At 73.8% G+C, this 7,894-nt stretch carries 5 protein-coding genes; all 5 read right to left on the bottom strand.

Annotation, left to right across the window (positions count from 1 at the left end; translation table 11 throughout):
• Window positions 1-165: 165 nt before the first annotated feature.
• A complete protein-coding gene (gene aceE, locus ACMA1D_RS26050; RefSeq protein WP_414726432.1) occupies window positions 166-2,898 on the bottom strand; it encodes a pyruvate dehydrogenase (acetyl-transferring), homodimeric type in 2,733 nt (910 codons plus the stop codon).
• 256 nt (window positions 2,899-3,154) lie between these two features.
• Window positions 3,155-3,808, bottom strand: a complete 654-nt coding sequence (locus ACMA1D_RS26055; protein WP_414726433.1) for a response regulator — start codon at window positions 3,806-3,808, stop codon at window positions 3,155-3,157.
• Complete coding sequence (locus tag ACMA1D_RS26060) at window positions 3,805-5,082, bottom strand: sensor histidine kinase (RefSeq protein WP_414726434.1); 1,278 nt, start codon at window positions 5,080-5,082, stop codon at window positions 3,805-3,807. The genes ACMA1D_RS26055 and ACMA1D_RS26060 overlap by 4 nt, the downstream gene beginning before the upstream one ends.
• Before the next feature lie 742 nt (window positions 5,083-5,824).
• On the bottom strand, window positions 5,825-6,448 hold the full coding sequence (locus tag ACMA1D_RS26065; protein WP_349997574.1) for a GntR family transcriptional regulator: 624 nt from the start codon (window positions 6,446-6,448) through the stop codon (window positions 5,825-5,827).
• A gap of 431 nt (window positions 6,449-6,879) precedes the next feature.
• A partial coding sequence (sucB, locus tag ACMA1D_RS26070) for a 2-oxoglutarate dehydrogenase, E2 component, dihydrolipoamide succinyltransferase (RefSeq protein WP_414726435.1) occupies window positions 6,880-7,894 on the bottom strand: 1,015 nt, incomplete at its 5' end.

The raw sequence follows: 7,894 nt of genomic DNA on the forward strand, positions 1-7,894 counted from the left end.
TCATGCCCGCGGCCACTGACAGTCGCCGCCCTGGCACCGGGCGGGGGCCGGTTGGCGGGCCCACGCGGCGTCCGGTGGCCGGTCCCGCCAGGCCACCCGCCACCCCGCGCTCCCCGCTCCACGCGGGCGCGGGGCAGGGAGCGCGGACGGTGGCGTACGGGCCGGTCAGAGGCCGTACCGCTCCCTGGCCTCGCGCACCGTCTCCGGCTTGACCTCGCCGCGCTTGGCGAGTGCGGCCAGCGCTGCGACGGCCACCGACGGGGCGTCCACGCCGAAGTGGCGGCGGGCGGCCTCGCGGGTGTCGGAGAGGCCGAAGCCGTCCGTGCCGATCGACGACCAGTCCTGCTCCACCCAGGGGGCTATCTGGTCGGGGACCGACCGCATCCAGTCGCTGACGGCGAGGACCGGGCCCGGTGCGCCAGCCAGGGCACGGGTGACGTACGGGACCCGATCCTCGCCCTTGAGCTGCGCCGCGTCACAGGACAGGGCGTCGCGGCGCAGCTCGGTCCAAGAGGGTGCCGACCAGACGTCGGCGGCGACTCCCCAGTCCGCGGCCAGCAACTGCTGGGCCTCAAGGGCCCAGTGGATGGCCGTGCCGGAAGCGAGGAGTTGCAGGCGCGGTGCGTCACCTTCGGCGGTGGGCACTGCGGTGGGGGCCGCGCCGGCGGGCGCCGGGAGGGCGTCGGCCGGGCGGTAGCGGTAGAGGCCCTTGAGGATTCCCTCTTCGACGCCGGGCGGCATCGGGGGCTGCACCTTGGTCTCGTTGTAGACCGTCAGGTAGTAGAAGACGTCCGGGTCCTCGCCGGGCGAGGGGCGGTACATCCGGCGCAGCCCCTCCTTGACGATCACCGCGACCTCGAAGGCGAACGCCGGGTCGTAGGAGAGCGCGGCGGGGTTGGTGGAGGCGATCAGATGGGAGTGGCCGTCCGCGTGCTGGAGCCCCTCGCCGGTCATCGTCGTACGGCCCGCGGTCGCGCCGATGACGAAGCCGCGCCCCAACTGGTCGGCCAGCGCCCAGAACTGGTCGGCCGTGCGCTGCCAACCGAACATCGAGTAGAAGATGTAGAACGGGATCATCGGCTCGGCGTGCGTGGCGTACGAGGTCGCCGCCGCGGTGAAGTCGGCCAGCGAGCCGGCCTCGGTGATGCCCTCGTTGAGGATCTGACCGTTCCTGGCCTCCTTGTAGTACAGGAGTTGGTCACGGTCGACCGGCTCGTACGTCTGGCCCACCGGGGAGTAGATCCCGGCCGAGGGGAAGAGCGACTCCATGCCGAACGTGCGGGCCTCGTCGGGGACGATCGGCACCCAGCGGTGGCCGGTCTCCTTGTCCCGCATGAGGTCCTTCACCAGCCGGACGAACGCCATGGTGGTGGCGATCTCCTGGGTCCCCGAGCCCTTGTACAGCGCTTCGAACGGCTTGTCCGCCGGCGCCGGCAGCGGCTTTGCAACCACCTTGCGGGCCGGGGCGGGGCCACCGAGCGCGGCCCGGCGCTCGCGCAGGTAGCGCACCTCGGGGGAGTTCTCGCCCGGGTGGGCGTACGGCACCAGCTCGTCGCTGAGGGCGCTGTCCGGGATGGGCAGTTCGAGCAGGTCCCGCATGGCGCGGAACTCCTTGCCCGTGAGCTTCTTCATCTGGTGGTTGGCGTTGCGCGACTCGAAGCCGGGGCCCAGTGTGTACCCCTTCACGGTCTGCGCCAGGATCACCGTCGGGGCGCCGCTGTGCTCGACCGCCGCGCGGTACGCCGCGTACACCTTGCGCGGCTCGTGGCCGGCGCGCGAGCTCTGGAACAGTTCGAGCAGCTTCGCGTCGGTCAGCTCCCGGCCCAGCGCGGCGAGCGCCGGGTCGGCACCGAAGAAGTGGTCACGCACGTACCCCGCGTCGCGCGTGGCGTACGTCTGGAACTGGGCGTCCGGCACCTCGCGCAGCCTGCGCAGCAGCGCGCCCTCGGTGTCCCTGGCCAGTACGTCGTCCCACGCGTGGCCCCACAGCGACTTGATGACGTGCCAGCCGGCGGCGCGGAACTGGGCCTCCAGCTCCTGCACGATCTTGAAGTTGGGCCGCACCGGGCCGTCGAGGCGTTGCAGGTTGCAGTTGACGACGAAGGTGAGGTTGTCCAGGCCCTCGCGGCCGGCCAGCGCCAGCGCCGCGGTCGCCTCGGGCTCGTCCATCTCGCCGTCGCCGAGGAAGGCCCACACCCGGGAGCGTGAGGTGTCCTTGATGCCGCGGTGCTCCAGGTAGCGGTTGAACCGGGCCTGGTAGATGGCCGACAGCGGGCCGAGGCCCATCGAGACGGTGGGGAACTCCCACAGCCAGGGCAGCCGCCGCGGGTGCGGGTAGGACGGCAGGCCGGGCACGTCGCCGCTGCCCGCCTCCTGCCGGAACCGGTCGAGGTGCGCCTCGGTGAGCCGGCCGTCGAGGAACGCACGGGCGTAGATGCCGGGCGACGCGTGGCCCTGGAGGTAGAGCTGGTCGCCCGACTGGTCACCCTCCTTGCCGTGGAAGAAGTGCTGGAAGCCGGTCTCGTAGAGCCAGGCGACGGAGGCGTAGGTGGCGATGTGGCCGCCGAGGCCGAGCCGCGAACCACGGGTGACCATCGCGGCGGCGTTCCACCGGTTCCACGCCGTGATCCTGGCCTCCATCGCCTCGTCACCCGGGTACGCGGGCTCGGCTGCGGTGGGGATCGTGTTGACGTAGTCCGTCTCCAGGAGCAGCGGCAGGCTCGGGGTCCCGGTCTGCGCGGCGTGCTCCAGGGTGCGGCGCAGCAGGTACCCGGCGCGGTGCGGCCCGGCGGCCTTGGCCACGGCGTCGAGGGACTCGCGCCACTCGGCGGTCTCCTGCGGGTCCCGGTCCGGGAGCTGGTCGAGCTGACTGTACGGCGGGCGTACGGCGTCGGGCATGAGGAGCCCCTTTCCGGATTCCGGACGAAGTGAGCGAAGGCGGCAGGCAGGGCCGGGTCGCGCCCCAGCACCGACGATAAGACGCTGATCGATGATCGATCAATGATTCCCGGGCGAAACCGCAAAAGTCGGCACGCGGTGTCGCAATGCCCGGCACGGAGTGCCGGAATTCTTGGGCTGAGGAGGGGGATCGGTGGACGGGGCGCGTGGATTGAGTGGGTTGAGCGCGTTGCTTGGGCTGGGTGGTTGGGCGGGGTCAGCGGGCGGTTCTGACCAGGCCCCATTCGTAGGCGGCGATGACCAGGTGGACCCGGTCGCGGGCGTCGAGCTTGGTGAACAACCGCGCGACGTGAGCCTTGGCGGTGGCGACGGCGATGCCCAACTCGGCGGCTATCTCGGCGTTGGACAGGCCCCGGCCGACCAGGGTGAGCACCTCGCGCTCCCGGTCGGTGAGGACGGCCGGGGCCCGGGACGGCGTCGGCTCCGGGCGGTCGGCGAACTCCTCGATCAGCCGCCGGGTGACGCTCGGCGCGATCAGTGCGTCGCCGGCCGAGACCACCCGGATCGCCTCCAGGATGCTGTCCAACGCCATGTCCTTGACGAGGAACCCGCTGGCCCCGGCGCGCAGCGCCGCGTACACGTAGTCGTCGTCATCGAAGGTGGTGAGGATGAGGCTGCGGACGCCCGGGTGGTCGGCCGTGAGCCGACGGGTGGCCTCGATGCCGTCGAGTTCGGGCATCCGGATGTCCATCACGACCACGTCGGGAGTGACCTCGGCGGCCAGCCGCACGGCCTCGGCGCCGGTCGCCGCCTCGCCCACCACCACGATGTCGGGCGTATCGGCCATCAGGACCCGCAGCCCGGCCCGTACCAGGGGCTGGTCGTCGGCCAGGACGACGCGCACGCTCATCGCGCCACCCCCGGCGCTGCCGCCGCCCCGTCCGCTGCCGCCGCGCTCGGGCCGGTCGCCCCGGCAGGCACCGGCAACTCGGCCGTCACCGCGAACCCGCCGCCCGGTCGGGGGCCCGCCGAGAACAGGCCGCCCAGCAGGCCGACCCGCTCCCGCATGCCGATGATCCCCAGGCCGGCACCGGGCTCGACCGTGCCACCGCGGCCGGCGTCGGTGATCTCGACCGCCACCGCCGCCTCCCGGTAGGCGACGGTCACCCGGCAGGTGTCGGTCCTGGCGTGCCGGATCACGTTGGTGAGCGCCTCCTGCACGATCCGGTAGCCCGCCAGGTCGATGTCGGGCGGCAGCGGCGTGCGCTCGCCCGCCCACCGCACCTCGACCCGGACGCCCGCGTCCGCCGTCGTCGCGGCCAGCCGGCCCAGGTCGGCCAGGCCGGGGGCGGGCTCGCGGGGGCCCACCGCGCCCTCGGTGTCCGACTCGCCGCGGCGCAGCGCGACCAGGGTCCGCCGCAGTCCGGCGAGCGTCTCCCGGCTGGTGGCCTCGATGACGGAGAGGGCCTTGCGCGCTTCGGCGGGCTGGGTGTCGATGACCCGGCTGCCGACGCCCGCCTGGATGGCGATCACGCCGATGCTGTGCGCGATCATGTCGTGCAGTTCGCGGGCGATGCGCAGCCGCTCGGCGGTGACGGCCCGGGCCGCGGCCTGGTCGCGCAGGGCCGCGGCGTGTTCGCGGCGCTCGCGCAGCGTCCGCCCGATCGTCCAGGCGATCACCACGGCCAGCGCGCACAGCGCCAGGGCATTGAGGGTGTCGTCGCTGGCGAGCATCCCCACAGACGCCGCGGTGACCTGTGCGTACAGGGTCAGTGCCGCCATCAGCAGGCTTGTCTGCCCCGGTCTGTGCGCCGCCAGGTAGCCGAGTGCCACGTCGCCCACCAGGATCAGCCAGTAGACGGCGGGCCACGTGAGCTCCGACGCCGTCGAAGCGGCGACAGTACCCGTCAGTATCAACAGCAGGGCCGGCACCGGGCTGCGCCGCAGCAGCCACCACGGGAGGGCCGTGGCGGCGAGCAACAGCGTGATCCGCGTCGCCGCCGCATGGCGCGGTACCTCCTGCACCGCGGCGAACAGCGCCACCGGGTGCAGCAGCGCCGCGCCCCAGACCAGCGCCGTCCGCACGGCGGGCCGGACGCGCTTGCGCGGCTCAGCGGGCGCGGACCCCGCGGCGCCGTCCGGTCGGGGCGGGCGGCTGCGCCCGCGGCGCGCGGTGATGGGCATGGCGGGATCGTACGGGCCCCGCCGCGGCGCGGCATCGGCCCGGAGGATTACGCCCGTGGGCTACAGCCGGCGTACCCCGTTGCCGTCCGTGGCCCGATGCCTCGGGGGGCCGGGGCGCGGCATCGTGGACCCTGCCCACCCGCCGGGACCCGGGCCCGGAGCGGGGTGTGGGCGGGCCGCTGCGGTCGGGGGGTCGCAGCGTGCCCGCCGGTCCCCGCCCGGCCACCCGGAGCGGGGCGGGGGCCGGGGTTGGGGCGGGGCTGGCCGGGGCGGCGGGGAGCTGGGCGGCGCCGCCACCCACCGGCCCTCGCCCGCCCGGCCACGGAACCTTGTCACCCACGAGCAGCAGGAGGACGGGACGTGCACATGCTCTGGTTACTCCTCACGGCGGTCACCGCCGTGAGCCTGGTCCACTGTGGGCCCGCCTGCCGCGGTCGCCCCCGGCCGGTGGAGGCCGCCCGCCCACCTCGGACCGGTGCCGCGGGCCCGGGCGCCGGGGCGGATCGCCCAGCCCCATCCGGTGCACGGCCCGAAGCCGGTGACGGCGCGCCACCGGCGTCGCGCCGCGGCGCGGCCGACCCGGCGAACAGGGCGCCGGGGGACGGGGCGTTCGGGGAGGAGCGGTGACCTCGGGGGTCGCCGCTGCGACGGGACCGGCACGAGGGACGGGGCGGGCGGCGCCCGCTGCTCAGCCGCCGCGGCCGGTCGTTGCCCGGGCCCGTGCGCGGGGCACCAGGGGAGTTCAGACCCGCGGTGCGCAGCTCAGGACGTGGGTGCGGATGAGTTCGCCGATGCGGGGGTCGCGTCGGCGGAAGGCGTCCACCAGGTCCTGGTGTTCCTGCGCGTGCGAGCGCGGTTCCGGGCTCAGCCAGCGGATGGACAGCGTCGTCCACACCTCGACGCCCAGCGACTCCCAGGTGTGCAGCAGGACGCTGTTGCCGGCGGCCCGTACGATCTCGCGGTGGAAGGCGACGGTGTGCCTGACCTGGGCTTCTCCGTCCGGGGCGCGGTCCGCCTCGCACAGCGCCGCCACCTCGCGCTCCAGGGCCGTGGTGTCGTCGGCCAGCCGGTCGGCGGCCAACTCCGCGGCCACCTGCTCAAGCCCGGCCCGGACCGGATAGCTCTCCTTCAGGTCGGCGGCGGTCAGACTGCGTACGCGAACGCCCTTGTTGGGTGCCGATTCGATCAGCCGTAGGGACTCCAACTCGCGCAGCGCCTCGCGGACCGGGGTCTGGCTGACCTCCAGTTCGACGGCGATGTGGCGCTCCACGATCCGCTCGCCCGGCTGCCAGCGTCCGCTGATGATCCCCTTCAGGATGTGCTCGCGGATCTGCTCGCGCAGCGAATGGACGACGGGCGGGGTCATGGTGGTGCCCTACCTTTCCGGAGTGGGTTCAGGCACCGTGCGCTGGACGGGGGGAGGGCACGGTGAACGACGGCCATTATCTCGGTAACGGGGCCCCGGGGACCCCGCGGCGGCCCGGCACGGGCCTTGAGCGGCCCCGGGGCGCGTGACGACGGCCCGGCGACACCCGGCAGTGGCCCCGTACGGCGAGGCCCGCGAGCGAGGCCGCCGTACGCCACATCGCCCCCTGCCCCTGCCGCCCCCGCGTGACGTCGTCCCACCAGCCGCCCTCCGCCGCGGACCGGCCCCGCCCCGTCCACACCCGGCTCCCCGCTCCCGCATCCCACAAACAGCCGCCCCACCAAACAACCCGAACACGCCAGCGGCCCCGGTCCACCGAAGTGGGCCGGGGCCGCCGGGTCACTGCTTGGCTACCGCGTCAGCGGTGATGTTCACAGGCCGAGCTCGACCTCGAACTCACCGGCCTCCAGGATCGCCTTCACGGCACCGAGGTAGCGGGCGGCGTCCGCGCCGTCCACCAGGCGGTGGTCGTAGGAGAGCGTCAGGTAGGTCATGTGACGGACGGCGATGGTCTCGCCCAGCTCCGGGTGGTCGATGACCACGGGGCGCTTGACGGTCGCACCGATGCCGAGGATGCCGACCTGGTTCGGGGGCACGATGATCGTGTCGAACAGCGCACCGCGCGAGCCGGTGTTGCTGATCGTGAACGTCGCGCCGGCCAGGTCGTCCGGGCTGATCTTGTTGGCCCGGACGTTGCCCGCGAGCTCCGCCGTCTTACGGGCGATGCCCGCCAGGTTCAGGTCGCCGGCACCCTTGATGACCGGGGTCATCAGGCCCTTCTCGGCGTCCACCGCGATGCCGACGTTCTCCACGTCGAAGTACGTGATGGTGCCTTCGGCTTCGTTGATCCGCGCGTTCACGGACGGGTGGGCCTTCAGCGCCTGGACCGCGGCCTTGACGAAGAACGGCATCGGCGAGAGCTTGACGCCCTCACGCTGCGCGAACGCGTCCTTCGCCCGGGCCCGCAGCTTCATGATCTTGGTGACGTCCACCTCGACCACGCTGGAGAGCTGCGCCTGCTCGTGCAGGGCCTTCAGCATGTTGTCGCCGATGACCTTGCGGATGCGCGGCATCTTGACGGTCTGGCCGCGCAGCGGCGACGCCTCCAGGACCGGGGCCTTCGGCGCGGCGGCAGCGGCCGGCGCCGGAGCGGCCTGGGCGGCCTTGGCGGCGGCAGCGGCGTCCACGACGTCCTGCTTGCGGATGCGACCGCCGACGCCGGTGCCCTTGACCGTGGCCAGGTTGACGCCGCTCTCCGCGGCGAGCTTGCGCACCAGCGGAGTGACGTACGCACCCTCGGCGTCAGCAGCGGCGGGCGCCGCGGCCGGAGCGGCGGCGGGGGCCGGCGCGGGGGCGGCCGGAGCCGGAGCCGGAGCGGGCGCCGGG

Source organism: Streptomyces sp. 796.1 (assembly GCF_047525675.1).
GTDB lineage: Bacteria > Actinomycetota > Actinomycetes > Streptomycetales > Streptomycetaceae > Streptomyces.